Consider the following 22,849-nt stretch of genomic DNA (forward strand, 5'->3'; position numbering starts at 1 on the left):
CGACCGTGCCCGGCGCAGGGATCAAGCCTGACCGCCCGAAGCCGGGCACGGTCGCCCCCAGCCCCAACCGCAACCACCCCAAGCCAGGCACAGTCGCCGAAAGCCAGCCACGGCCCAGAACTCAGGTGGCGCTGATCGTGCCGGTCAGCAGCAGGGCCAGGACGAGGGTGCCGACCGCGACCCGGTAGAGCACGAAGACGTACAGCGTGTGGTGCGCGACGTAGCGCAGCAGCCAGGCGATGGCCGCGTAGCCGACACCGAACGCGATGAGCGTGGCGACGACCATCTGCGCGACCGTGGGCACCGAGGTGCCGGGTGCCGCTGGTTCGAAGACGTCACCCAGGCTGAAGATCCCGGACATCACCACCGCCGGGATGGCCAGCAGGAACGAGTAGCGGGCCGCGGTCTCCCGGGTCAGGCCCAGGAAGAGACCGAAGGTGAGCGTCGCGCCCGACCGGGAGACACCGGGGATGAGCGCCAGCGCCTGGGCGAAGCCCATCACCACGCCGTCGCGCATCCGGAAGTCCCGCAAGGTCCGGGTCTGCCGGCCCCAGTACTCGGCGAACGCGAGCACGAAGGCGAACACGATGAGCGTGGTGGCCACCACCCACAGGTTCCGGGCGGTTTCCCGGATCTGGTCCTTGAACAGGTAGCCGAAGATGCCGATCGGAATGGAACCGACGATCACGTACCAGCCCATGCGGTAGTCCAGGCTGGACCGGACGGATTTGTCCCAGATTCCGACGATCCAGGTCCGGCCGATGCGCCAGATGTCCTTGGCGAAGTACAGCAGTACCGCCGCCTCGGTGCCCAGCTGGGTGACCGCTGTGAAGGACGCCCCGGCGTCCTGCTCGAAGAAGATCGCCGAGGTGATCCGCAGGTGCCCCGACGAGCTGACCGGAAGGAACTCGGTCAGGCCCTGGACGATGCCCAGGACGATGGCTTCGATCCAGGTCACTCCCCGACTCCCGAGAGGTCCAGCGCCTCGGCAACGGTCCGCAGGGTCTGCACACCTGTTTCGCGGTCGGCGGCGAAGAGGGTCACCGACAGGGTGGTGACCCCGGCTTCGGCGTACTCGCGCATCCGCTCGGCGATGCGTTCCTTCGGACCGAGCAGCGAGGTCCGGTCGATGAACTCCATCGGCACGGCGGCGGCCGCGTCGCGCTGCCGCTTGGCCAGGTAGAGCTCCTGCACCTCGCGGGCGGCGTCGCCGTAGCCCATCCGGGTGGCCAGCTGGTTGTAGAAGTTCTGCTGGCGGCTGCCCATGCCACCGACGTACAGCGCCGCGTACCAGCGGACCAACGCGGCGCAGGAGTCAAGGTCGTCGCCGACCACGACCGGCACGGACGGCACCACGTCGAAGCCAGCCAGCTCCTTACCGGCCTTGGCACGGCCGGCGCGCACCGCCGCGAGCTGCTCCTCGGCGAACTCCGGGGCGTAGAAGACGGCCAACCAGCCGTCGGCGATCTCGCCAGCCAGCTCCAGGTTCTTCGGGCCCACTGCGGCCAGGTAGATCGGGATGTGCTCGCGCGGCGGGTGGAAGCCCAGCCGCAGCGCCTTGCCGGGGCCGTCGGGCAGCGGCAGCGTGTAGAACTCGCCGTCGTAGGCGACCTCCTTGCGGCCCACCGCCAGCTTGACGATGTCCACGTACTCGCGGGTGCGCGCCAGCGGCTTGCCGAAACGTACGCCGTGCCAGCCCTCGGAGACCTGCGGGCCGGACACCCCCAGGCCGAGCCGGAACCGGCCCCCGGAGAGCGAGTCGATCGTGGCCGCGGTCATCGCGGTCATCGCGGGCGTCCGGGCGGGGATCTGCATCACCGCGCTGCCGATGTCGATCCGCTCGGTCTGCCCGGCCATCCAGGCCAGCATGCTCGGCGAGTCGGAGCCGTAGGCCTCCGCCGCCCACACCACCGAGTAGCCGAGCCGGTCAGCCTCCTGAGCCAGGGCCAGGTGATCGGCCGGCGTGCTCCACGCTGTCTGGTATCCGAGGCTTAGCCCGAGTCGCACAGAGTCCTCCCCCATCCGCAGTCGCATCAGGTTACGCAATGTGGGTGGCCGGGACGATCACCGGCTCACCCCGAGTCTCCGTCCGTGGCCGCGCCCGGCGCCACCACACCTCCGGCCACCGGCGGTACGCTCCGACGGCGCGACCCGGACGAGCGGAAACACGAACCGGCGGGCAGACTCGACGGGAGCGAGGATATCGGTCCGGCCCTGGTTCGAAATAAGGTTCACCCATGCAGCAGCGACCGCTCGGCCGAAGCGGGCTGGCGGTTTCCCGGCTCGCGCTCGGCACCATGACCTGGGGCCGGGACACCGACGCCGACGACGCGGCCGCGCAACTGAAGAGCTACCTCGACGCCGGTGGCAACCTGATCGACACCGCTGACGTGTACGGCGACGGCGACGCCGAGTCGGTGATCGGCTCGCTGCTGGGCACCCTGGTGCCGCGCGACGAGCTGTTGATCGCGACGAAGGCGGGGCTCAGGCCGGGCGGCAGCCGGCGTCGCGACGGCTCCCGGGGGCACCTGCTGCGTACCCTTGACGCTTCGCTGCGACGGCTCGGCACCGACCACGTCGACCTGTTCCAGGTGCACGGCTACGATCCGCAGACCCCGCTGGAGGAGACCCTCGCGGCGCTGGATCACGCGGTGGCCAGCGGTCGGGTGCGCTACGTCGGCGTGTCGAACTTCTCCGGCTGGCAGACCGCCCGGGCGGCGGCCTGGCAGGCGGCCTGGCCCGGACGGGCTCCGGTGGTGGCCTCGCAGGTGGAGTACTCGCTGCTGGAGCGGGGGGTGGAGCGGGAGGTGCTGCCCGCCTGCGAGGCGCTCGGGTTGGGTGTGCTGCCCTGGTCGCCGCTGGGCCGCGGGGTGCTCACCGGCAAGTACCGGCACGGCCGACCAGCGGACTCCCGGGCGGTGTCGCCGCATTTCGAGCGTTTTGTCGCCACCTACCTGGAGCCGCGTTGCTCCAGCATCGTGGAGGCGGTGGCCACCGCCGCGAGTGGCCTGGGCGTCTCCCCGCTGGAGGTGGCGCTGGCCTGGATCCGGGATCGGCCGGGAGTGACCGCGCCGATCCTCGGCGCGCGCACCTCGGGGCAGTTGCTCGGGGCGCTTCAGGTGGAACGGGTGACCCTGCCCGACGAGATCACCACGGCGCTTGACGACGTTTCGGCACTGGAGGTCGGCTACCCGGAACGCGATGGTTGAGCATCACCCGGCGAAGGGTGGCGCGTGAGGGGTCGGGCTGGGCAGCATAGGCCTCATGGACTACGAATACGCGCCGCTGCGGTTACCGCCGAACGTCGACCGGTTGACCGCCGCGGCGCAGCTGGCGATCCAGGCGGAGTTCTCCGGCTGGGAACTGGCCCGGGTGCGGCTGTTCCGTGACGGTACGCGGCAGGTGGTGCTGCGCCGCCGACGGGTCAACCAGCCGCAGCCGGGCCTGTCGTACTGACCGACGGTGAGCCGGCGGTCCCGCGCCGGGCTCCCGAGCGGCTGCCGGCCGGGCCGGGACGACCGGCGGCCGGTGCTGCCGTGCTGCCGCATGCCTTCCCTGGCGCCTACGGCGGCGGGACGGAAAGTCAGCCAGCGCCCGGTGGAACGGCGGCGCCGGATGGTTGCGGGACGATCGCCCGCCGGCCGCTGTCGAGCTGAACCACCTGCGCTCTCGCGAGGATGAGGCCGCCGGCCCGGCTCCGCCAGGCCGCTCAGCCGGTCGGATCGGTCGGACCGATCCCGACCGGGCACCGCCCCGAACCAGCGCCGCCCCGAACCAGCTCTGCTCCCGACCCGGTCGCCGGGTGATGCCGGCCGAAGTCCGCCGACGACCGCACCGCCGATCCGTCTACGCCGTCAGCTCGACAGCACGCGGACCAGACCGCACCGTCAACTCGACAGCACGCGGACCGGACCGCACCACCGACCGCGGACCGCACCACCGACCCGGCTACCCCGTCAGCCTGACAGCGTGTGACCGGGACGGACGGAGCGAGTCGCCGACCGGTGGCCGGTCCGGGCAACCGCACCGTCAGTGCACGTGGTCGTGCTCGTCGTCGAGTTCCAGGAAGGGGTGCTCGTCGAGGCGGCCGACCAGGCGGTCGTCGGCGCCCGGTTGGAACGGACCCACCGGGTCGTCGTCGGCGAACGACTCCAGGTCGACCGGGGTGCCGACCTCGCTGACCATCACCACACCGTCGAGCGGTTCCAGTTCCGGCACGTCGAGCGCGCCGAGCGAGCCGTCGCCGCTCTGCAGCAGCTCCAGCACCGCCTCGCCGACGCCCTCCACCGGCGGCACCTCCTCGTCGCCGGGTACGCCCTCCCGGCGGGCCGCCTCGGCGACCCGGATCAGCGCGGAGACGCTCGGCACCCGGTAGTCACGCCGCTGCCGTACGGAGATCACCTGCGGGTGCGGGTCGGTCGACTCGACCCCCTCGCCACCGGCGAAACGCTGATCGGCCTCGTCCGGATCGATGGACTCGACGTCCCACGGAGTGACCTCGCCAAAGGCGTCCATGAGTTGCTCGTCGTAGGCGAACGACGCGTTGTTCAGCGCGACGTACGCCTGCCAGACGTCGTCGTCGTCGATCCGGCCCTGCGCGGCCCGGACGGCGGCCAGATGGTGGCGGGCCGCTTCGATCACGCGCTCGAGGGCGGCGTCCAGCTCACCGTGCTGGTCGGTCATGTGAGGCGTCCCCTTCACGAAGAATCCAGGATGTCGCGTCCACCGGACGCGGACTAGCAGGTAGGGCGTCCAACTGGGCGCCGGCTAACAGGTACGCAGGAACCGGTCGAGAACCCGCACGCCGAACTGTAGTCCGTCCACCGGGACCCGCTCGTCGATGCCGTGGAACAACGCGGAGAAGTTCAGATCGGCCGGCAGCCGCAGCGGAGCGAACCCGAAGCAGCGGATGCCCAGCTGCGAGAAAGCCTTGGCGTCGGTACCGCCGGAGAGCATGTACGGCACCGGCCGGGCTCCCGGGTCCTCGGCCCGCAGCGCGGCGGCCATGGCCGCGACCAGTTCCCCGTCGAAGGTGGTCTCCAGCGCCGGCTGCCGCTGGACGTACTCGATGGCGATGTCCGGGCCGACCAGCTCGCGCAACTGCCGCTCCAGCAGCTCGGACTGGCCGGGCAGGCTGCGGCAGTCGATGGTGGCGCTGGCCCGCCCCGGGATGACGTTGTCCTTGTAACCGGCGGCGAGCCGGGTCGGATTCGCGGTGTTGCGGATGGTGGCGCCGATGATGTTGGCGATCGGGCCGAGCTTGGCGATGGCGGCCTCCGGGTCGTCCGGGTCCAGCTCGACCCCGAGCACCTCGGAGACCTCCTCCAGGAAGGCGCGCACGGTGTCGGTGACCACCACCGGGAAGCGGTGCCGGCCGATCCGGGCCACCGCCTCGGCCAGGGCGGTGACCGCGTTGTCGTCGTGCAGCATCGAACCGTGCCCGGGCCGGCCCCGGGCGTGCAACCGCAGCCAGTCGATGCCCTTCTGGGCGGTCTCGATGAGGTAGAGCCGCTGCGACGGGTCCACGGTGTACGAGAAGCCGCCGACCTCACCGATGGCCTCGGTGCAGCCGTCGAAGAGGTCGCGGTGTCGGGTGGTGAGGAAGTGCGCGCCGTACTCGCTGCCCGCCTCCTCGTCGGCGGTGTACGCGAGCACGATGTCCCGCGGCGGGCGCACCCCCATCCGCTGCCAGTCCCGCACCACCGCGAGGACCATGGCGTCGAAGTCCTTCATGTCGATGGCGCCGCGACCCCACAGGTAGCCGTCGCGCAGCTCACCCGAGAAGGGGTGCACCGACCACTCGTCGGCGTCGGCCGGCACGACGTCCAGGTGCCCGTGCACGAGCAACGCGCCGCGGGTGGGATCGGTGCCGGGTATCCGGGCGACCACGTTGGCCCGGCCGGGCGCCGACTCGTGGATGACCGGGGTGATGCCGACGTCGGCGAGCTTTTCCGCGACGTACTCCGCGGCGCCGCGTTCGCCGGCACTTGTGGCGTTGTCGCCGGTGTTCGTGGTGTCGATGCGCAGCAGGTCCCGGCACAGCTCGACGACCTCGTCGGTCGGCGCGGGGAGGGCGGCGTGGGCGTCGCTCGTCATCGTGCCTTCATATCAGCCTAGAGTTTCGGTTCGGGCGACCGCGGGTACTGCCGCGCCTGCCCGACGTCCGTAGGAACCACCTCGTCGCTCCGCCCGCCCACCCAGGAGGCGACCATGTCCGTCCACCTGCCGCCGCTGCCGCCCACTCCCGGGGACGACTACCAGCCCACCGGGCGCAGCATCGCCGACCTCGTCGCCGAGGAGCACCGGCAGTTGCTGGAGTTGACCCGGCGGCTGATCGAGCCCGGGCCGGACCCGGAGCACGGCCGTGACGTCCTCGTCGCCGCTCTGTCGCGGCATCTCTCCGGGGAGGAGCAGTACCTCCTGCCCGCCGTCCGGCACGCGGTCGAGGGGGCGGACCACCTCGTCGACGAGGTGTTGGCCGGCGACGTCGAGCTGCTCCGGGCCCTGCAGGGGCTTACCGACGACAGCCTGCCCGACGTCGCCGCCCGGGTCGAGGCGCACGCCCGTGCGGTCGACCCGCTGATGCAGCGGCTCTGCGCCGCCGCCACCGAGGAGGAGCTGATCCGGCTCGGCAACCGGTTGGAGATCGCCGAGGAGGCGGCACCGACCCGCCCGCATCCGGCGGTCCCGCACAGCCCGCCGTGGAACCGGATCGTCGAGCCGGCGGTCGGCGTGGTCGACAAGGTCCGGGACGTCCTCGCCGGCCGGCACACCCAGTTGGGGGAGCTGACCGAGCCGCCACCTCGGTGAGAGACCCGCGACACGTTCATGGTCGTTGATCCGTCCGGGCACTACCGCCAGCTGCTCCGTGGCCCTACCGTCACGCTATGAATCTGGAGTTGCGCCACCTGCGGGTGGTCTGCGCCATCGCGGAGACGGGGAGCGTGACCAAGGCGGCCTCGACGCTCGGCCTGGCCCAGCCGGCGCTGACCGCCCAGCTCCAGCGGATCGAACGCACCCTCGGTGGGCCGCTGTTCGAACGGGACCGACGCGGTGCGCGGCCCACCGCACTCGGCGAGCTGGTTCTGGCCCGGGCCCGGGTGCTGCTGCCGGCGATGAAGGGCCTGCAGGACGAGGCGGCCCGGTTGGCCGGCGCGGGCGACGCCCCCCGCCGGTACCGGTTCGGCGGTGTGAACAGCCCGATCCTGGGTCGGCTGGTGCACCGGCTGGCCGCCGAGCAACCGCAGGCGCAGATCAGTACGCATGCCTCGTGGTCGGTCGACGAACTTGCCCAGTTGGTCGCCGGCGGGCGGCTGGACTATGCGCTGACCGGGGTGTGCGGCGACTCGACACCGTCGGCGGACTACGGGCTGAGTTGGCGGGAGGTCGCCGTCGACCCGGTCATGGTGCTGTTGCCGGAGACCCACCCGCTGGCCGGGCGGGACGAGGTGGACCTGGCCGACCTGCGGCACGAGCAGTGGGTGGCGGCACCGGGAGACGGCTGCTTCGGCGACTGCTTCGCCGCCGCCTGCGCCCGGGCCGGATTCACCCCCCGCAAGGTGTACGAGGCCGACGTGCGTAGCTGCATCGACCTGGTGGACGCCGGTGAGGCGGTGGCATTGTGCCAGGCCACGTTCCGGCCGGTCGCCGGCCTGGTGACCCGCAGACTGGTCGACACGCCGCTGCGCTGGCGGCTGATGCTGGGCTGGCACCCCGAGTCCGCCGCCGCCCGTACCGCCGACCTGGTGCTGGAGACCGCACTGGTCGCGTACACCGACGCCCTCGCGCCGCATCCGGCGTACCTGGCCTGGCTGCTGCGGAACCCGGCGTTCGGCGTGCGACGGCCGGCGCCGGTGGTGACGGCTCCCCGGGTGCGAACCGCCTGAGCGCGGGTAAGGGGCGGGTATGACCGACCTCTATCCCGCCGCCGACGACCGCGAACTGCTTCGTCAGGCCGCCGCCGCGCACACCGCCGCCGTCCGGGAGTCCGAAGCCTTCCTGCGCCGGTTGCCGGAGGTGCCCGACCCGGCCGACCTGGCCGAGTACGCCAATCTGCTGACCCGCGAGGAGCAGACCCGCGCCGACCGGCAGGCCGCCGCGGACGCCGCCGGGCTGGCCATCGGCAGCCTCGAAGCCGAGTAGTCCGGCCGGACGTACGGGCAGCCCCGGCGCGATGCGGCGGCGCCGGGGATGCCGGTGCTGGGTCAGCGTTCGACGAGCACGTCGTGGCCCAGGTCGAGCAGGCTGTGCCGCCATTCGTCGTCGGCGTTGCCCCGGCCGGGCTTGGCGGCGGTGAGTGATCGGATCCGGTCGACGGCGTCGCGCATCACGTCGATGTCCTCCGGCGTCAGGTCGACCTTGCGTTTGCGCAGCACGGCGAGGATCTGCCGGCCCGGCTCCGGCAGGTTCAGATCCGGGTCGGGGCCGAACGCCGTCTCGCCGGAGCCCCGGGTCAGCAGCCACTGTCGCAGTTGCTCGGACGGCACGTTGACCTCGGCGTGGAAGTCCTCCCAGAGCACTTCCACCTCGGGGTCGAGTCGCTGCTCGCGTACCATCAGCCCTCCTCTGCCGGCGGCGACCCGGACTCCTCCGGGTGCCCCTCGTCGGTCTGCCCGCCCAGCCCCTCCGGCGGCACCTGCACCCGGGCGGGGTTGGCTGTCGGTGGCGCCAGGATCGCCTCGGTCCGTTCGTCCTCGCGGGCCTCGTCCGGTTCGGTCATCAGTGCCCTTCCGGTCAGCGGGGATGCGAGGTCGTCGCCCTGGCGTGACCCCGGCCGGCCGACACGTCGAAGGTCAGCCGGTCGTCCCGGGCGTCGACGGTGACCCGCTGACCGGGTGAGATCTGCTGCTCCAGCAGCATCCGGGACAGGTGGTTGTCGACCTCCCGCTGGATCACCCGGCGCAGCGGCCGGGCACCGAACTCCGGCTGGTAGCCGTGCTCGGCGAGCCAGTCGATGCCGGCGGTGGTGAACTCCACCTCGATGTCCTGTGCGTGCAGCCGGCGGCGGGTCTCCTCGAGCAGCAGCTCCGTGATCTGCCGCAGTTGCTCGGCCTCCAGCCGACGGAAGATGATCACTTCGTCGATGCGGTTGAGGAACTCGGGGCGGAAGTTCTCCTGCAACCGGCGCATCAGCCGCTCCCGCAGCTCGTCGCTCTCCTGGGCACTGCCCGGCTCGCCGGCACCGAAGCCGACCGCCCGCTGCGCGCCGGTGATCAGCTCGGAGCCGATGTTGCTCGTCATGATCAGGACGGTGTTCTTGAAGTTGACCGTGCGGCCCTGGCTGTCGGTCAGCCGTCCGTCGTCGAGCACCTGCAACAGGATGTTGAACACGTCGGGGTGGGCCTTCTCGATCTCGTCGAGCAGCACCACCGCGTAGGGGCGGCGACGGACCGCCTCGGTGAGCTGGCCGGCCTCCTCGTACCCCACGTAGCCGGGTGGAGCGCCTACCAGTCGACTGACCGTGTGCCGTTCCTGGAACTCGCTCATGTCCACCCGGACCATCCGGTCCGCCTCACCGAACAGCGCCTCGGCCAGCGCGCGGCCCAGTTCGGTCTTGCCGACGCCGGTGGGGCCGAGGAACAGGAAGCTGCCCATCGGCCGGTTCGGGTCGGCCAGGCCGGTACGGGAGCGACGGACCGCCTCGGCGACCGCGGTGACCGCGTCGTCCTGCCCGACGACCTTTTCGTGCAACTGGCCCTCCAGCCGCAGCAGCCGGTCCCGTTCCTCCTCGGTGAGCTGGCTGGCCGGGATGCCGGTGGCCCGGGACACCACCTCGGCAATCTCCTCCGGCCCCACCTCCGGCACCTGGCTGCCGCCGTCGTCGTCGCCCCGAGCCCGGTGCACCTGCCCTTCCAGCTCGGCGACCCGGTCGCGCAGTGCGGAGGCGCGCTCGTACTGTTCGTCGGCGACGGCCTGCTCCTTGTCCCGCCGTACCTCCTCAAGCTGCTGTTCCAGGTCCCGCACGTCGGCGTCCGGGGTCCGGGTACGCAGCCGGACCCGGGCGCCGGCCTGGTCGATCAGGTCGATCGCCTTGTCCGGCAGGAAGCGGTCGGTGATGTAGCGGTCGGACAGTTCCGCCGCGGTCACCAGCGCCTCGTCGGTGAAGCGCACCTGATGGTGCGCCTCGTAGCGGTCCCGCAGCCCGCGCAGGATGGCCACGGTGTCCTCGACCGTGGGTTCGGGTACGAACACCGGCTGGAAACGTCGGGCCAGCGCGGCGTCCTTCTCGATGCTGCGTCGGTACTCGTCGAGGGTGGTCGCGCCGATCACCCGCAGCTCGCCGCGAGCCAGCGCCGGCTTGAGCATGTTTGACGCGTCCATGCCGCCCTCGCTGCCCGCGCCGCCCGCCCCGACCAGCGTGTGGATCTCGTCGAGGAAGATGATCAGCTCTTCCCGGTGGGCGCGGATCTCGTCGATCACCTTCTTCAGCCGTTCCTCGAAGTCACCCCGGTACCGGGTGCCGGCGACCAGGCCGGCCAGGTCGAGCTGGATCACCCGCTTGCCGAGCAGTGTCTGGGGCACGTCGCCGTCGCAGATCCGTTCCGCCAGCCCTTCCACGATCGCGGTCTTGCCGACGCCGGCCTCGCCGATGAGCACCGGGTTGTTCTTGGTCCGCCGGGACAGGATCTCGACCGCCTGCTCGATCTCGTCGGCGCGCCCGATCACCGGGTCGATCTGATCGTTGCGGGCCAGGTCGGTGAGGTCCTGGCCGTACTGGTCGAGCGTCGGCGTGCCCCGGTCGGGTCGGGGGCCACCGGCCGGACCTCGTTCGGCGTTGGCGGCCTGCAGGGACTCCGGCTGGATTCGCCCGGCGGCGAGCATCCGGCCGGCCGGCGACTCGGGGTTCAACGGCAGGGCCATCAGGATGTGCTCGGGCCCGATGTAGTTGGCGCCCATCGCCCGGGACAGCTGGTGTGCGTCGAGCAGCGCCCGCTTGGCCGCGGGGGTCAGTGACAGGTTCGGCGGGACCTCGCCCTGCGGGGCGCCGTCACCCCGTCCGCCCAGCGCGTTGAGCAGGGTGTCCGGGTCCGCGCCGGCCCGCCGGACCAGATCGCGCAGCGGCTCGCGCTGCAACGCCGCCCAGAGCAGGTGGTCGGTGTCGAGGTCGTTGCTCTGCTTCTGCGCGGCCCGACGCGCCGCGTCGGCGAGCATCTCCCGCGCGTCGGCGGTCATCAGCCGGGTGATGTCGACCCGGTGCGCCGGGCGTCGCCCGCCTTCGCCCCGACCGAAGTACCGCGCCAGGAACTCGTCCCACGGGTCGGAGCCGAAGTCACCGGGTCCAATCATGTCTGTCCTCCGCGGTCGGGCGCGAGACGGTCGGCACGGGCTACCCAGCCCCCGGCCGGACAAACGCCACCACCCCCGACCCCCGGCCCGCCGCCCGGCGCGGCTACCCGGCAGGTCGGCCGGACGGATGGCAGGGTTGACGGATGGAACCGACACCGCTGCTGATCGTGGACGCCGCCAACGTGGTCGGCTCGCGCCCGAACGGCTGGTGGCGCGACCGGGCCGGCGCCACCGCCCGACTACGGGACACGCTCGTCCCGTTGGGCGAGCGGGGCCTGCCGCCGGACCTGCCGCCCCCCGTCGAGGTGGTGCTGGTGGTGGAGGGCGCGGCCCGGGACGTGCCGGGCGTCGAGGGAGTACGCGTGGTCTCCGCCGACGGTTCCGGCGACGACGCCGTTGTCGACCTGGTCGCCCACGCCGGGCAGCGGCGGCGGGTGGTGGTGACGGCCGACCGCGGGCTGCGGGAGCGGGTCACCGCGCACGGCGCAGAGGTGCACGGGCCCCGTTGGCTGACCGGCGGTGGCGGTGGGTGAGCGCCCGCCCACCGGTCCCACTGATCGGACCCGCGGCGTCTGCGGTCGACAACCGGTCAGCGGGGCAGGAACACTGACAGGGCACGTGTTCTGTCCCCTACCGGCATAGGCTCTAATGGAGTCCTCCCCGCCCCCAGGAGGTTCCGCGTGGCGAGCGTCGCCGAGCTCAAGGCAGCCATCGATGTCGCACTTCAGCAGATCGGTGACGGTCAGAGCGCCGTGCAGGCCGCCGGCGAGAAACTGGCCGAGGCGCAGCAGACCCTCGCCGGGGCCCTGGAGGGCAGCGGTCACACCACTGTCGAGGCGGCGCAGGCGTCGCTGACCCAGGCCAGCCAGGAGCTGGAGGAGTGCCTCGCCGCGACGCTCGTCGCGGTCGAGCAGGCCCAGCAGTACGTCTCGACGCTGTAGGGGCGGGCGTGTCAATCGTCGAGGAGGTCGGCGCGCAGGTCCGCGCCGCCGCCGAGGAACTGCCGTTGGGCCTGTTGGGGCAGGCGCTGGAGAAGTTCGGGCTGGCGAGTGAGCGGCTGCGCTGGGTGCGTCAGGAGTCGGCCAACCCGATGGGGGTGCCGGAGTTGTCCGCCGCCACCGAGCACGCGGAGACCGCCGGCTACGCGTTGCGGCTGGCCCAGGAACAACTGACCGCGTACCTCGCCGCGATCGGGCTGGCCCCCGACGGCGCGCCCCCGGCCACCGGGGAGCCGCAGCGGCAGCCGGTGCACGACGCGCCCGGAGCGGCCGAGCCGGTGCTCGCCGCGCCCGAGCCGGCCGGCGAGGTGCGGCTGCGCCGATGGTGGTCGGTGCGGGTGGCGGAGCTGACCGGTGGACGGGAAGGCGCGGCCGAGCAACCCGACGAGCGCATCGCCGATTCCCGGGAACTGCTGCACCGGGTGGTACGCGGCGTCCGGGCCGGTGACCGCGACCGGCTGCACCGCGACCTGCGCGGCGCACACGCCGACGTCGGCCTCGGGCTGGCCGCCGTGGCTCCGCCGCTGCTCCGCGACCTCGCCAGCGAACTGCTCGGTCATCCGCCACGCGGCGACGACCTGGCCCGGTTGCACCGCGAGCTGGACGGTCGGGTCCGTGACCTGCTCCCCGGCCTGCCGGCCCCGGTGCTGGACACCCTGCTCAGCCGGGTGTGCCGGATGCCGCCACCGCGTCGCGGCGAGGGTGAGCAGCCGCACGCCGCCGACCCGGCGGTCACCGCCGGGGTGCTCACCGGCGTCCTGCTCGACCGTCTGGGCCGCGACCTGCCACCCGAGGCCAGCGGCAGCGGTGGTGACCGGCCCGCGAACGGCGGGGCGACCGGCGGCCGGGCGGCCGGGCGGGGCGGCGAGCCGGGTCCCGGCCGGCGGCCGGAGGTCGGTCGTACATCCGGCCCGACCAGTTCCGGGGGCGGTCGCGCGACACCGTGGTCCGGGACACCGTCGCGGCCCGGCTCGGGTGACGGACCCATCGGCCGGCCGAGGCGCGGGATCGATGGCTGACCGGCGCAACCAGCTGGTCACCCGGGTCCGGGAACTGCTCGCCGAGGCACTCGGCGCGTCCCGGGAACGGGCGGCCGCCGCCCAGGTGACGCTGACCGCCGCCCGCGAGCGGGCGGTGCGGGTACGTCGGGCCGCCGCCGGTGTGCCGGAGCGCGTCGGCGCCGAACGCGACCGGCGCCTCGCCGAGATCGACTCCCGGCACGCGGCACGGTTGGCGGTGCTGGCCCGGGAGGCGGCCGAGGCGGCGTCCCGGGAGGCGCCCGGCGCGGGTTCGACGGACTGGCCGGGATGGCGTCCCACCCCCGCCGAGCGGGCCGAAGCACCGGGAGCGACCCGGATCGGCACCGTCCGGCTGGCTGGCACCGAGCCGGTACCGGCGCTGGTGGCGCTGCTCGACGCCGGGCATGTGGCACTCGACGGGGACGCTGACGGATGCGCGGCCGTGGTCGCCGCGTTGCTGCTGCGCAGCCTGGGTCGGGCCGCGCCGGGAAACGTACGGCTGGTCGGCTACGACCCGGACCGGCTCGGCGGCGGGCTGGCCGGATTCGCCCCGCTGGGCCCGGCCGGGCTGCTCACCTTCGTCGGCCCGGGCGGTCTGGGCCGGCTGTTGGACGACCTGGTGGAGCAGATCCGCCGGATCAACGAGACAGTGCTGGCCGGCGAGCACGCCTCGCTGCGCGACCTGGCCGCCGCGACGGGCCGCCGCCCGGAGCCGTGGCGGGTCGCGGTGCTGCTCGGCGGCGACGAACTGTCCCGGCACGAACGCGGCCAGCTCGACCGGGTGGTGCGTGCCGGTGTCGCCTGCGGCGTACACCTGATCGTGCGGGGTGTGCCGGTGCCCGACGAGCCGTCGGTGACCCGGGTGACGGTGACCGCCGACGGCGCCCGGATCGGCAGCCTGCCGGTCCGGCTCGATCCGCCGCCGCCGGCCGCCCTGGTCACCGAGACCTGTCGGGGGATCGCCTCCGTGGTCAGCGCCGGACCGGCACCCACCCCGTTCACCGACCTGCTGCCACCGGCCGACCAGATGTGGCGGGAGGACTCGGCGACCGGGCTGACCGCGCCGATCGGTGAGGGACCGCAGGGCCGGCCGGTGCTGCTCACCCTCGGCGACTACCCACCGCACGCGTTGATCGGCGGTCCCTCGGGCACCGGGAAGACGAACCTGATCTTCGCCTGGATCGGGGCCCTCGCGGCCCGCTACTCCCCCGCCGAGTTGGAGTTCTACCTGCTGGACTTCAAGGAAGGGGTGTCCTTCGCCCGGTTCGCCAAGGGCCGGCGGGATCCGAGTTGGCTGCCGCACATGCGGCTGGTCGGCATCAACGTCAACACCGACCGGGAGTTCGGCCTGGCGCTGCTGCGGTTCCTGGCGGAGGAGCTGCGCCGGCGGGCGGACGCGGCCAAGAAGCACGAGGTCACCAAGTTGGCCGAGCTGCGGGCGGTGGATCCGACCGGGCACTGGCCGCGGATCGTCGCGGTGGTCGACGAGTTCCAGATGCTGCTGGCCGGCCGCGACGCGGTCGCCCGGGAGGCGGCCGACCTGCTGGAGGACCTGGCCCGCCGGGGCCGCTCCCAGGGCATCCACCTGGTGCTTGCCTCGCAGGACGTACGCGGCATCGAGGCGCTGTGGGGCCGTCCCGCGCTTGTCGCCCAGTTCACCCTGCGGATCGCGTTGCCGAAGGCGCTGCGCATCCTCGCCGAACGCAACGACGCCGCCCAGTCACTGCCCAAGTTCCACGCGGTGGTCAACGCCGAGTCGGGCCTGACTGAGGGCAACCAGGTGGCCCGGATCCCGTCGGCCAGTGACTGGGAGACGTGGAGCGACCTGCAGCACCGGCTCTGGCGGATGCGGCCGGCCGAGGCCTCGCCCGCCCGCCTCTTCGACGGCGACGCGGTGCCACGGCTGGCCGACGCGCCGGACTTCCGGGCGCTGCGGGCACCGGAGGTCGGTACGCCCCGTGGACCTGTCGCGCTGCTCGGCGAGATCATCGACGTGCAGGCCCGTTCGGCGGTGCTGCGCCTTCCCCGGGCACCGGGCCGTAACCTGGCCGTGCTGGGTACCCGGGTCGACGAGGCGTGCGCGGTGCTGGACGCGGCGGCCCGCTCGCTGGCCCGGCAGCACCGCCCGGGCAGCGCCCGCTTCTCGATCGCCTGCCTGGACCCGGACGCCGATCCGGCGGCCCGGGCCCTCTACGAGGACCTCGCCGACGACGCCGCCTGGTACGACGAGGAGACCGTGGCCGAGTTGATGGCCGAAACGGCCGACGCCCTGGGTACGCCCGGCGCCACCGGGGCACCCCACTACCTGTTGCTGTTCGCCGTCGACGCGGCGGCCGGGGCGCTCGCCGCACGCACCGGGCGGGCCACCGGGCTGGAGCACCTGCGCCGCATCCTGCACGACGGCCCCGAGCGGCGCACCCACGTGCTGGCCTGGTGGCGCGGGGTGGCCCGAATGCGCGCCGACCTGGGCGGTACGGGCGCGCGTACCGACCAGATCGGTGCCTGGGTGGCGTTGGACACCCACGGCGGGGAACTGGGCCCGTCGTTGTACCCGGGCAGTGGCGGGCCGGACTGGTATCCCCGCCCGTGGCGTGGACTCTTCTTCGACCGGGCGGTGCACCGGACCGGGCAGACCATCATCCCCTATGGACCGGCACGATGAACGAACCGGTTACCAGCCAGACGTACTCGGCTCAGCTGCGACGGCTCGCCGAGTTGGCGACCCGGGTGCGGGAACAACGCGAGGAGGCGCAGGACTGGTACGAGCAGCAGTGCGCGGCGGCGGACCGGGCGGTGGCCGAGTCCGCCGACGAGGTGAACCGGGCCGAGCGGGAACTCGTCGCCGCGCGCGAGGCGCAGGAACGGGTGGACGCCGAGGTGGCGGTGCTGTGGCAGGAGTTGAACAGCCGGCTGGGCGGCGGCGGGCGACGTGCCGGGGCACCGCCGGCCCCCGCGCCGGAGGCCACCGGCGACCCGGTCGTGCTGCTGGAGGGGGTACGCGATCTGCTGCGCCGTACCCGTCAACCCGGCGAACTGCCGGGCAATGTGAACCCGCTGCTGGCGTTGTGCGGCGTCGCCGGTGCGGTGCTGGCGTACGCGCTGGGTTCCGTCGCCCGCGCCCTTGGCGCGCGCAACGACGGTGACCTGGCCGTCGGCCTGCCGGTGCTGGCCCTGGTGGTGACGCTGCTCGGCCCGGTGCTGGGGCTGATCCCGGCGCGCCTGATCGCCGACCGCCGCCACGCCGTGCTGAGTCCCCGCCCCGTCCTCATCGTCGTCATCGCCGGCCTGGCCACCACCCTCCTGCTGCTGGCCCTCCCCCTCCCCTGACCGTCCCGCACCCGCTCCCGCACCCGCTCCCGCACCCGCACCCGCACCCGCACCCGCACCCGCACCCGCTCCCGCTCCCGCTCCCGCTCCCGCCGATCTTGCACTTCTTGTCGGGCGAAACGGGGTGTGACGGATAATGCGGCGACCAGAAGTGCAAGATCGGCGAGGTGGGGCGGGGCGGGCGCGGGGTGGTGGCGGGGGTTAGGCGGGGGTGAGGGCGGCTTCGCGGAGCAGGCGACGGGTGAGGGTGCGGCGGTCGGCGTCGGTGTCCAGGCCGGGAAGGTCGCCGACCCGGATCGGCGGGCCGGCGAGCAGGGCACGTACGGCGGGCTCGCACTGCGCGGGCAGGCTGATCGTGCGGTCGAACAGGCGCAGCGTCACCCGATCCCCCTCGCCGACAAGCTGCCAGCGCAGACCCCTACGGGCCATGACGAGGCTGTCGGCGGTCAGCGCGGTGATCGCGGCGGCCTGGGCCAGCGGCCGGATCGGTGCCGGGCGCGACGCCGACCAGGCCCGCTGCCGCAGCCGGGCGGCCACGGCGGCCGGATCGGCCCGCAGCAGCCAGTCCCGCAGTGCCTCGACCGTCTCGGTCAGTTCCGGTTCGATGGCGTCCGGGTCGGCCACGTCGGTGCCGAACGGCAGGGTTGCCCGCAGTCGCTGGTCGTCGGCGGCCAGCGCGAGCAGTTCCTCGACAAGCGCATACCGGGTCAACGCCCGGATACCGACGGTCAGGTGCAGTGAGCTGGACTCCTGCGCCTGGGCACTGTGCAGCCATCCCCGGGGCAGGTAGAGCGCGTCACCCGGTTCCAGGATCACGTCGAGCGCTGCCGGCCCCTGTGCGGTCGCGCCGACCTCGTCGGCCCGGCCGCCCCATGGCTGCCGCTCCAGCGGGTCGGGCAGCACCGGCGGATGGATGCGCCAGTGCTTGCGGCCGTCGACCTGGAGCACGAAGACGTCATGGGTGTCGTAGTGGGTGGCGAAGCCCTGGCTGTCCGGCGGGGTCAGGTAGGCGTTGACCTGCAACGGCTGCCCCACGGCCAGACTCAGGTTCCGGGTGAAATCGATCAACGCCGGCCAGGTGCGGTGCAGGCCCTGCAGGACCAGGGTGGCGCCGTCGGCGTACAGCTGAAGGACCTTCTCGTCGAGGACCTGGTCGTCGATCTCGGCACCGGCACCGCCACCGCCGGTGTACCGCGCCGCCGGCAGCACCTGGCCGTCCTTGGCCACGCGCAGGAAGGGGGTACGCAGGCCCCGGCGGCTGAGCAGTTCGTCGGCGTCGGCCGGGCTGAGCAGATCGGTGAAGCCGGCTGGGTTGGGCAGCTCGGCGGCGCGGGACAGCAGCGGAGTGCGCCCCCAGTGAGCCGCGGCGAACTTCGCCGCTTCCACGCTGACACAGCGGGCCAACGCGGCGGCGGCCGCATCGGCGGGCTCGTCGAGGCCGGGCGCCACAGCGGACGGAGACGGAGCCGCCGGGCGGCCGTGGCCGCCCGGCGGGTCGAGACGCGTCATGGCGATCCGTTACCGGGCGGCGCCGTCGGCACCGCCGTCGTGCTGACCCGGGGTCGCACCGCCGTCGGCCGGGCCTTCGGCACTACCGTCCGCACCGCCGTCGTGCTGACCCGGGGTCGCACCGCCGTCGGCCGGACCTTCGGCACTACCGTCCGCACCGCCGTCGTGCTGACCCGGAGTGGCACCGCCGTCGGCCGGGCCCTCGGCCCCGCCGCCGCTGGTGGTCTGCATGTCATCGTCGTTGAGTGGCATCGTGCTCCCTCGGATTGACCCGCCCCCGCCGCCGTTGGTCGGGTGCGTCCTGCCGCGGGTGGTACCCCGCTCCCGATCTTCTCTAACCACACCTCGTCCCACCGTAATCTCCCGAACCGTCCGGCATGACCGCTTCGCCGCTCGACCCCGAACCGGCGCCTTTCAGCTCACCCCGCGCCGTGCGTCTCTCCGTAATGTCAGGGCGGTGGCGACGACACCGGCCAGCACCGCCGCGCTGAGGAACGTCAGCCGCACCGACGTCGCCGCGTGCAGCGGACCGAACAGCAGGGGCGAGGCGAACTGGCCGGTGAATCCGGCGGTGGCCAGCAGCGCGGTGGCCTGCCCACGCTCACCGGCCGGCGCGTGGTCGGCGGTCAGCACGGTCAGGGCCGGTACCGCCAGGCCCATCCCGAGGCCGAACAGCAGGGGCGCGGCGAGCAGCAGCACCGGGATGTCGACAAGGGCCATCGCGAGCAGCGCGCCGGTCCAGGCCGCGAAGGCGTACCGCAGCAGGACGCGCTCGGTCAGCCGGGCTCGAAGCTGGGCGTATCCGAAGCCCGCCGCGCTCATGGCGAGGGAGAGGCTGGCGGTGAAGATCGCCACGACGGCGGTGTTCGTGACGTTCAGCTCGGCCAACCGCACCGGCAGGAAGACCAGGACGGCGTAGAGCAGCAGGGTGGCGGCGGCCTGTGCGGCGTAGACCGGAAGCAGCCCGGGAGCGTTGGCGAGCAGTGCCGACCGTCCCGGGCCCGCCGCCGGACGTGGGTGGTCCGGCAGGCGCGGCTCGTCGGGCAGGCGTAGCGCGAACAGAGCGAGCGGGACACCGAGCAGGTAGACCGCGAACGGGGCCTGCCAGGAGAGCACCCCCAACGCCCCGCCGACCAGCGGCCACGCCACCCCGCCCAAGCTGATCGCGGTGGACCGCCAGCCCATCGCGCGGTCCCGACCGGCACCGGTGTAGCGGTCGAGCAGGCCGACTGTGGTGCCGGTGAAGACCAGCGCGGCACCGACGCCGAAGACCAGCCGGGTGGCGATCAGGACCGGGTACGCGTCGACGACCAGACCCGCGCCGCCGGCGACCCCGTAGAGCAGCAGACCTGCGGCCAGCGGGCGGCGGACTCCGTGCCGGTCCACGAGCCGACCCGCGACCGGCGCGACAAGCGCCAGGGAGACCCCGTGCACCGTCACGACCAGGCCGGCGGCGGTGGCGGTGAGGTGTCGTTCGGTGATCAGCAGTTGGACCACCGGAGTCAGCACCGCGCCCGCCATCACGGTCAGGGTGGAGCCGATCAGCAGCAGGGCGAGGCCGGGCCGATGGCGGCTGCCCGCCGGGACCGTCGCGCTCACCCGCACAGCATCGAACTTCAACCATGCTTGAGGTCAACCGTCGGGCGCGGCCGGGCGGGAAGTGACAGGATGGGCCGAACACGCGCGACGGAGGTGCCGATGACCGAACCACTGGAGCCGGTGACCGAGGACTGGCAACGCGCCCTGGCGATCGTGGCCCACCCCGACGACCTGGAGTTCGGTGCCGCCGCCGCCATCGCGCGCTGGACCGGGCAGGGCAAGCAGGTGGCCTACTGCCTGGTCACCAGCGGTGAGGCGGGCATCGACGGGATGCCGCCGCCGCGGGCCCGGGAGGTACGCGAGCAGGAGCAGCGGGAGTCGGCGGCCCTGGTGGGCGTGGACACGGTCGAGTTCCTGGGCCTGCCCGACGGGGTGTTGGAGTACGGTGTCCCGCTTCGCCGCGAGTTGGCGGCGGTGGTCCGCCGGCACCGGCCGGAGATCGTCATCACGAACAACTTCCGGGCCACCTGGGACGGCGCTGACGTGCTCAACCAGGCTGACCACATCGCTGTCGGCCGGGCCACCCTCGACGCGGTCCGAGACGCGGGCAACCGGTGGATCTTCCCGGAGCAGTTGACCGACGGCGTCGAGCCGTGGGGCCGGGTACGGCAGGTGTGGGCCGCCTCGTCGCCGCGCTCCCGGCACGGAGTCGACACCACCGACACGTTCGACCGGGGGGTCGCGTCGCTGCTGGCCCATGAGGCGTACCTGACCGGCCTGGGCGACGGCAGCTTCGACGCCGAGGAGTTCCTGGAGGGCGGCGCGCGACCGGTCGGGGCTCGACTGGGCGTGCGCTACGGCGCCTCGTTCGAGGTGTTCCACTTCGACCTCTGGTAGGCCGGGCCATGATCCTGGTCGGCACCTCCGGCTGGCAGTACCGCGACTGGCGGGACCGTTTCTATCCCGCCGGGCTGCCGCAGCGGGCCTGGCTGGAGCACTACGCCGACCGGTTCGCCACGGTCGAGGTGAACAACGCGTTCTACCGGTTGCCGGAACGGGACACCTTCGCCGCCTGGCGCGCGCGTACTCCCGGTGACTTCTGCGTGGCGGTCAAGATGAGCCGCTACCTCACCCACATCAAGCGGTTGCGGGAGCCGGCCGAGCCGGTGGCCCGTTTCCTGGAACGGGCCACCGCGCTGGGTGACCGGCTCGGACCGGTGCTGCTGCAACTGCCACCGAACCTGCGCGCCGACCCATCGGCGCTGGCCGCGACGCTACGGCTGTTCCCGCCGCAGGTGCGGGTGGCGGTGGAACCGCGACACGCCTCCTGGTGGACCGACGCCACCCGGGCGGTACTGGAACGGCATCGCGCCGCGCTGGTCTGGGCCGACCGGCACGGCCGGCCGATCGCCCCGCTCTGGCGTACGGCGGAGTTCGGGTACCTGCGCCTGCACGAGGGCCGGGCCCGCCCCTGGCCGCACTACGGGCGCATCGCCCTGGCCTCCTGGGTACGCCGGCTGGCCGAGGCGTTCGGTGACGACGAGACGACGTACGTCTACTTCAACAATGACCCCGGTGGCGCGGCGGTGGCCAACGCGGCCACCTTCGCCGCGCTGGCGGTCCGGGCCGGCCGGCGGGTCAGCCGGGTGCCCGGGCCGGTGGCCGGGTGACCCGGGCGCGTCGACCCACCCCTCGACGGGGCGGGTCGCGGCGTGCCCGGGTCAGGGCATGATCCGCGCGAGGTCAGCGGGCATGGTGTCCTTGACGTCCTCCCACTCGCCCTGGGTGATGTGCCGGCGCAGAGTGTCCAGCACCACCTGCACCACCCGCTCCGGGCCGCCCGCCACGTCGTACGGGAAGCCCTGACGGACCTCGTAGAGGAAATCGTCCCGGTTGAGCTTGATCGGGACGTTCTGCGGCTGCCAGCCGTCGAAGTAGACACCGCGCACCACGATCGGCAGCTGGGCGGAGAACTCCACGCTCTCCTGCACCGGCATCCGGTCCCGCAGCAGGTGCAGCACCGTACGCAACGCGGCGTACGACTGGTTGCGCTGTTCCTTCGGCCATCCGTACGCCTGCTCGATGTCCTTCAGGATCAGGTTGGTCTTGTCCATCGAGGACTCGATCGCGGACTGGAACTGCTCAGCCATCTGTCCACCCCCGTAGGTCGGTTTCCCACCTTCGGTCATCCTGACGTCGCGGCGGACCCACCGGGCCACGGCGGTACCGGATGGGACTGCTCCATCCGGCCCGCGACGCCCGGCGGGCATGCCCGGCCACTCCGACGACATGCAGCACCGCGTCTCGTCGTCGGTGCGCTGCCACCCGAACCGTCATCGCCAACCACCTCCGTGGTGTCGCTTCCGCGCGGACGATCGCCGGAGCACCGCGCCGCTGCCACCATGCTCCGCACGGACGAGGTGAGCTGCCGTCACCCCACCCGGGTGAGAACCGAACCCGCTCACCACCCCGGCCGGAGCCGGCGGCGGTGCGGCCCACCCCGCCGTCGGCCGGGCAGACGCCGCCAGGTCGGTGCGATGACGGAAAGCACGACTACCTGTCGTGAACGGTGTCGTCGTCGCCGGACCTTACTCTGCGTGATGGACCGGGCGTCGATACCTCCTGCCCTCGCGCTCCCTTTGCTCTGCTTCAACCGACGCAATCGCCGGTGAGCTGGTCTGAGCGGGCAGCGCACCAGAGGGATGGCCGGTCGGATCGGCACGGAGAGTAAACCGTTGCGTCGGTTGAAGCAGAGCAAAGGAAGCAATGGGGAAGGTCTGGTCGAGCAGGACGGCTACGGAAAGTGTCCGCAGCTGCCTCGCAGGCCGCCCCGGCCCAAGCGCGCGTCCGCGTTCCCGGCGCTGGTCTGCGGGGACGGGGGCGGTCAGCCGGACTCGGTGAGCAGGGCCTGGAGTTGCTGGGCGTTGGTCTGGGCATAGTCGCGGTAGCAGTTGTGTACCCGCGAGCTACCGATGTACTGAGCAGGCTTTTTGCAGCTCGCTGACCAGCGAAAACCGCTCATTTATCGGCACCATGCGCAGCACCCTCCGGCCGACTATCACCGAGGGTGATCGGCGTCGTCGCAAGGCCGCCTCGGGGTGTGTGCAGATGGTGAAAATCCGTGTACACCTCGCTTCCTTGTCGATTCCGGACACGCGCAAGCTCGGGTCG

23 protein-coding genes are annotated in these 22,849 nt (G+C 72.8%); 12 read left to right on the forward strand and 11 right to left on the reverse strand.

Translation table 11 applies throughout. The annotated features are described in order from the left end of the window. Window positions 1-121 precede the first annotated feature (121 nt). Both AB0I71_RS31575 and AB0I71_RS31580 read right to left on the reverse strand, forming a co-directional pair. On the reverse strand, window positions 122-958 hold the full coding sequence (locus tag AB0I71_RS31575) for an undecaprenyl-diphosphate phosphatase (protein ID WP_357590912.1): 837 nt from the start codon (window positions 956-958) through the stop codon (window positions 122-124). Then, window positions 955-2,007, reverse strand: a complete 1,053-nt coding sequence (locus AB0I71_RS31580; RefSeq protein WP_357590914.1) for an LLM class F420-dependent oxidoreductase — start codon at window positions 2,005-2,007, stop codon at window positions 955-957. The genes AB0I71_RS31575 and AB0I71_RS31580 overlap by 4 nt, the downstream gene beginning before the upstream one ends. A 230-nt stretch (window positions 2,008-2,237) precedes the next feature. Between AB0I71_RS31580 and AB0I71_RS31585 the strand changes: the two genes are divergently transcribed. Beyond that, window positions 2,238-3,209, forward strand: a complete 972-nt coding sequence (locus AB0I71_RS31585) for an aldo/keto reductase (protein WP_357590916.1) — start codon at window positions 2,238-2,240, stop codon at window positions 3,207-3,209. Window positions 3,210-3,264: 55 nt separating this feature from the next. Next, window positions 3,265-3,456 (forward strand): DUF5703 family protein, encoded by a 192-nt coding sequence (locus AB0I71_RS31590; RefSeq protein ID WP_053655860.1) that lies wholly within the window; start codon window positions 3,265-3,267, stop codon window positions 3,454-3,456. Between the two features lie 573 nt (window positions 3,457-4,029). Here AB0I71_RS31590 and AB0I71_RS31595 read toward each other — a convergent pair. After that, complete coding sequence (locus AB0I71_RS31595; RefSeq protein WP_164447239.1) at window positions 4,030-4,683, reverse strand: hypothetical protein; 654 nt, start codon at window positions 4,681-4,683, stop codon at window positions 4,030-4,032. Between the two features lie 84 nt (window positions 4,684-4,767). Then, window positions 4,768-6,096 (reverse strand): M20/M25/M40 family metallo-hydrolase, encoded by a 1,329-nt coding sequence (locus AB0I71_RS31600; protein ID WP_357590919.1) that lies wholly within the window; start codon window positions 6,094-6,096, stop codon window positions 4,768-4,770. Window positions 6,097-6,210: 114 nt separating this feature from the next. Here AB0I71_RS31600 and AB0I71_RS31605 point away from each other — a divergent pair, with 114 nt between their 5' ends. From AB0I71_RS31605 to AB0I71_RS31615, 3 genes are all read left to right on the forward strand, one after another. Next, on the forward strand, window positions 6,211-6,810 hold the full coding sequence (locus tag AB0I71_RS31605; protein WP_357590921.1) for a hemerythrin domain-containing protein: 600 nt from the start codon (window positions 6,211-6,213) through the stop codon (window positions 6,808-6,810). Window positions 6,811-6,887: 77 nt separating this feature from the next. Next, a complete protein-coding gene (locus AB0I71_RS31610) occupies window positions 6,888-7,886 on the forward strand; it encodes a LysR family transcriptional regulator (protein WP_204015130.1) in 999 nt (332 codons plus the stop codon). A gap of 19 nt (window positions 7,887-7,905) precedes the next feature. Then, complete coding sequence (locus tag AB0I71_RS31615; protein ID WP_357590923.1) at window positions 7,906-8,142, forward strand: hypothetical protein; 237 nt, start codon at window positions 7,906-7,908, stop codon at window positions 8,140-8,142. A gap of 62 nt (window positions 8,143-8,204) precedes the next feature. Here AB0I71_RS31615 and AB0I71_RS31620 read toward each other — a convergent pair whose 3' ends face one another. The 3 genes from AB0I71_RS31620 to AB0I71_RS31630 are packed head-to-tail and all read right to left on the reverse strand — an operon-like array spanning window position 8,205 to window position 11,286. After that, window positions 8,205-8,555: a DUF3140 domain-containing protein gene (locus AB0I71_RS31620; protein WP_357590925.1), complete on the reverse strand. Its 351-nt coding sequence runs from the start codon at window positions 8,553-8,555 to the stop codon at window positions 8,205-8,207. Beyond that, the gene (locus AB0I71_RS31625) at window positions 8,555-8,719 is read right to left on the reverse strand and encodes a hypothetical protein (protein WP_166458402.1); all 165 of its coding nucleotides are present in this window, start codon (window positions 8,717-8,719) and stop codon (window positions 8,555-8,557) included. The genes AB0I71_RS31620 and AB0I71_RS31625 overlap by 1 nt, the downstream gene beginning before the upstream one ends. Window positions 8,720-8,733: 14 nt before the next feature. Continuing rightward, window positions 8,734-11,286, reverse strand: coding sequence for an ATP-dependent Clp protease ATP-binding subunit (locus tag AB0I71_RS31630; RefSeq protein WP_357590928.1), 2,553 nt, complete (start codon window positions 11,284-11,286; stop codon window positions 8,734-8,736). 143 nt (window positions 11,287-11,429) lie between these two features. Between AB0I71_RS31630 and AB0I71_RS31635 the strand changes: the two genes are divergently transcribed. The 5 genes from AB0I71_RS31635 to AB0I71_RS31655 all read left to right on the forward strand — a co-directional run bounded on the left by AB0I71_RS31635 (window position 11,430) and on the right by AB0I71_RS31655 (window position 16,630). Further along, window positions 11,430-11,819: a hypothetical protein gene (locus tag AB0I71_RS31635; protein WP_357590930.1), complete on the forward strand. Its 390-nt coding sequence runs from the start codon at window positions 11,430-11,432 to the stop codon at window positions 11,817-11,819. A gap of 147 nt (window positions 11,820-11,966) precedes the next feature. Beyond that, window positions 11,967-12,227 (forward strand): hypothetical protein, encoded by a 261-nt coding sequence (locus AB0I71_RS31640; RefSeq protein ID WP_092379879.1) that lies wholly within the window; start codon window positions 11,967-11,969, stop codon window positions 12,225-12,227. A gap of 8 nt (window positions 12,228-12,235) precedes the next feature. Beyond that, window positions 12,236-13,303 carry a hypothetical protein gene (locus AB0I71_RS31645; RefSeq protein ID WP_357590932.1) on the forward strand — a complete coding sequence of 356 codons (1,068 nt, stop codon included), beginning with the start codon at window positions 12,236-12,238 and terminating at the stop codon, window positions 13,301-13,303. After that, window positions 13,296-15,965 carry an FtsK/SpoIIIE domain-containing protein gene (locus AB0I71_RS31650; protein WP_357590934.1) on the forward strand — a complete coding sequence of 890 codons (2,670 nt, stop codon included), beginning with the start codon at window positions 13,296-13,298 and terminating at the stop codon, window positions 15,963-15,965. The genes AB0I71_RS31645 and AB0I71_RS31650 overlap by 8 nt, the downstream gene beginning before the upstream one ends. Beyond that, complete coding sequence (locus AB0I71_RS31655; protein ID WP_357590936.1) at window positions 15,962-16,630, forward strand: hypothetical protein; 669 nt, start codon at window positions 15,962-15,964, stop codon at window positions 16,628-16,630. Before AB0I71_RS31650 ends, AB0I71_RS31655 begins: the two co-directional genes overlap by 4 nt. A 201-nt stretch (window positions 16,631-16,831) precedes the next feature. Here the strand turns inward: AB0I71_RS31655 and AB0I71_RS31660 are convergent, their stop codons facing one another. From AB0I71_RS31660 to AB0I71_RS31670, 3 genes are all read right to left on the reverse strand, one after another. Beyond that, window positions 16,832-18,139 (reverse strand): cupin domain-containing protein, encoded by a 1,308-nt coding sequence (locus tag AB0I71_RS31660; protein WP_357590939.1) that lies wholly within the window; start codon window positions 18,137-18,139, stop codon window positions 16,832-16,834. Window positions 18,140-18,148: 9 nt separating this feature from the next. Further along, on the reverse strand, window positions 18,149-18,391 hold the full coding sequence (locus AB0I71_RS31665; protein WP_357590941.1) for a hypothetical protein: 243 nt from the start codon (window positions 18,389-18,391) through the stop codon (window positions 18,149-18,151). A 162-nt stretch (window positions 18,392-18,553) separates the two neighbouring features. Beyond that, a complete protein-coding gene (locus AB0I71_RS31670; RefSeq protein ID WP_357590943.1) occupies window positions 18,554-19,738 on the reverse strand; it encodes an MFS transporter in 1,185 nt (394 codons plus the stop codon). A 99-nt stretch (window positions 19,739-19,837) separates the two neighbouring features. Between AB0I71_RS31670 and AB0I71_RS31675 the strand changes: the two genes are divergently transcribed. After that, complete coding sequence (locus AB0I71_RS31675; RefSeq protein ID WP_357590945.1) at window positions 19,838-20,575, forward strand: PIG-L deacetylase family protein; 738 nt, start codon at window positions 19,838-19,840, stop codon at window positions 20,573-20,575. Between the two features lie 8 nt (window positions 20,576-20,583). Further along, a complete protein-coding gene (locus AB0I71_RS31680; RefSeq protein WP_357590948.1) occupies window positions 20,584-21,348 on the forward strand; it encodes a DUF72 domain-containing protein in 765 nt (254 codons plus the stop codon). A gap of 51 nt (window positions 21,349-21,399) precedes the next feature. On the opposite strand, the gene AB0I71_RS31685 is transcribed toward AB0I71_RS31680, so the two are convergent. Beyond that, window positions 21,400-21,828: a DUF2267 domain-containing protein gene (locus tag AB0I71_RS31685; RefSeq protein WP_357590950.1), complete on the reverse strand. Its 429-nt coding sequence runs from the start codon at window positions 21,826-21,828 to the stop codon at window positions 21,400-21,402. Window positions 21,829-22,849 lie beyond the last annotated feature (1,021 nt).

This window comes from Micromonospora sp. NPDC049891 (genome assembly GCF_040660295.1).
Taxonomy (GTDB): Bacteria; Actinomycetota; Actinomycetes; order Mycobacteriales; family Micromonosporaceae; genus Micromonospora.